The sequence below is a fragment of the Halomonas sp. genome, assembly GCF_014859505.1.
Taxonomy (GTDB): domain Bacteria; phylum Pseudomonadota; class Gammaproteobacteria; order Pseudomonadales; family Halomonadaceae; genus Halomonas.
On sequence record NZ_JACUUD010000242.1, the window covers coordinates 1 to 1953 of the forward strand.

The following is a 1953-nucleotide window of genomic DNA, read 5'->3' on the forward strand; positions in this document are numbered from 1 at the left end:
GAGGCCGCCTACGCCGAGGGCGACCCCTGGCGCCAGGCGCTGCTCGAGGTGCTGCGCGGCCATCGGCAGGCGCTCATCGAGCGGGTGGCCGGCTGGCCCGGGGTGACCCTGAGCGCGCCCGAGTCCACCTACCTGGCCTGGCTCGACCTGCGCCAGGCGCCGGCCCTGGCAGGCAGCGATTCGCCCCAGCAGGCGCTGCTGCAGCGCGCCGGGGTGGCGCTCTCGGACGGCGCCGACTTCGGGACGCCGGGGTTCGCCCGGCTCAACTTCGGCACCACGGCGACCCAGCTGGAGGCGGCCCTGGCACGCCTGGACGGCGTGCTGGGCGAATAACTCAGTAGAGCAGGGCGAAGAGTTTGCGACGGTAGGTGACCGTCAGCGGATGGTCGGCGCCCAGGGCGTCGAAGACCCGCAGCAGGGTCGTGCGGGCGGCATCGTCGCCGTAGGCGCGATCGGCCTTCATCAGTGCCAGCAGGGCGTCGAGGCCGGCCTCGTAGTCGCCGTCGGCCACCCGACGCAGGGCGCGCAGGTACTGGGCCTCGCTGTCGTCACGCTCGCCCAGGGCGGCCAGCTGCTCGGCGCTGGGGGCTTCCTCGCCGAACTCGATGCTGGCGCGCACGCCGCGGGCCGGGGCGGCGTCGCGCTCTTCCGGGGGCAGGTTAGCAAGCAGGGCGCGGGCGTCGGCGGCGTTGCCCTCGGCCACCAGGGCGCGGGCCAGCTCCACCTGGAAGGGGTAGTGCTGGGGATTCTGCTGCACCAGCTCCTCATAGAGGGCGCGGGCGGTGGCGGCATCGCCCGCGGCCAGTGCCTCGGCGGCCTGCTCCTCGGGGCTGGCGGGCGCATCCTCCGGGGCGGGGAAGTAGCGGGCCAGCCACTCGCGCACTTGCTTCTCGGACAGTGCGCCCTGGAAATGGTCGACCAGTCCGCCCTGGCTGATCAGCTTGACGTCGGGCACCGAGCGCACGCCTAGCTGGGCGGCGATCTCCTGATTCTCGTCGATATTGAGCTTGGCCAGGATGAAGGTGCCTTGGTGTTCCCTGGCCAGTTTCTCCAGCACCGGCATCAGGTTCTTGCAGGGCTCGGACGAGGGAGCCCAGCAGTCGAGCAGCACCGGCACCTGCATGGAGAGTTCCAGCAGCTGCTGGATATTGCTTGCGTCGACGTCGACGATCACCTCGGGGGCATCGCCGGCGGGGCCGGGGGCAGGATCGCTGGCGCCGGAGGGCGTGTCGGCGGCGAGTGGCTCGCCGGTGCGCGGATCGACAATGGGCATGGTTGGAGTTCCCGGGTCTGAGTGGATTTCCAAGGGAGATGCGGGTGACGATGGGTGTATTCAAGGGGAGGGGCGCGATGGGGATCCTGTGGCGGCGGTGTCGGACTACCCCGCCCCGCAGGCCTATCGCGCCTGGCCGGGACCCAACAGCAACACCTTCACCGCCTGGGTGGCGCTCAAGCTGCCCGGTGTCGAGCGCCTGGGCATGGCGCCCCTCGTCAAGGGGACGGGCGGCGGCTAGCCTGCGGGTGCCGTGCTCATGTTTCGCATGAGAAACCTGTTACCTCATTGTCCGGCCAGGGGTGCTGACTGTTGCGCCGGGCTGAGCGTTGCTTGGCGAACAGGATTCTCCTCCTGCGCCCATTGTTTCCAATAGGAAACATGGTCTATTCTTTTTGCATTCGAACCCGACTCGGTCCGGCGGCTCGGCGATGGGCGCCGGACCGATCATCCTGATCCGAAAACAGAGGCCGCCACGATGAGCCAACTGAACCGTACTCCCCTTCATGACCTCCATGTGGAACTGGGCGCCCGACTGGTGCCCTTCGCCGGCTACGAGATGCCGGTGCAGTACCCGCTGGGCGTCAAGAAGGAGCACGAGCATACCCGTGCCGTCTGTGGCCTGTTCGACGTCTCCCACATGGGGCAGCTGCTGCTGCACGGGCCGTCCCCGGCCGAGG

At 69.5% G+C, this 1953-nt stretch carries 3 protein-coding genes and 1 pseudogene; 3 read left to right on the forward strand and 1 reads right to left on the reverse strand.

Features of this window, described 5'->3' with window-relative positions:
• Nucleotides 1-333: aminotransferase class I/II-fold pyridoxal phosphate-dependent enzyme (locus IBX53_RS15910; RefSeq protein WP_290911299.1), on the forward strand; the 333-nt coding region annotated here is incomplete at its 5' end.
• A 1-nt stretch (nt 334) separates the two neighbouring features.
• On the opposite strand, the gene IBX53_RS15915 is transcribed toward IBX53_RS15910, so the two are convergent.
• Nucleotides 335-1273, reverse strand: coding sequence for a tetratricopeptide repeat protein (locus IBX53_RS15915; protein ID WP_290911302.1), 939 nt, complete (start codon nt 1271-1273; stop codon nt 335-337).
• A 97-nt stretch (nt 1274-1370) separates the two neighbouring features.
• On the opposite strand from IBX53_RS15915, the gene IBX53_RS15920 reads away from it, so the two are divergent.
• Both IBX53_RS15920 and gcvT read left to right on the forward strand, forming a co-directional pair.
• Nucleotides 1371-1514, forward strand: a complete 144-nt coding sequence (locus IBX53_RS15920) for a DUF3750 domain-containing protein (protein WP_290911305.1) — start codon at nt 1371-1373, stop codon at nt 1512-1514.
• A gap of 237 nt (nt 1515-1751) precedes the next feature.
• Nucleotides 1752-1953 (forward strand): annotated as a pseudogene (gene gcvT, locus IBX53_RS15925) (glycine cleavage system aminomethyltransferase GcvT); the annotation flags it as partial.

Coding starts and splice junctions, on each gene's coding strand:
- IBX53_RS15915 (WP_290911302.1), bottom strand. CDS start 1,273: ATGCCCATTGTCGATCCGCGCACCGGCGAGCCACTCGCCGCCGACACG.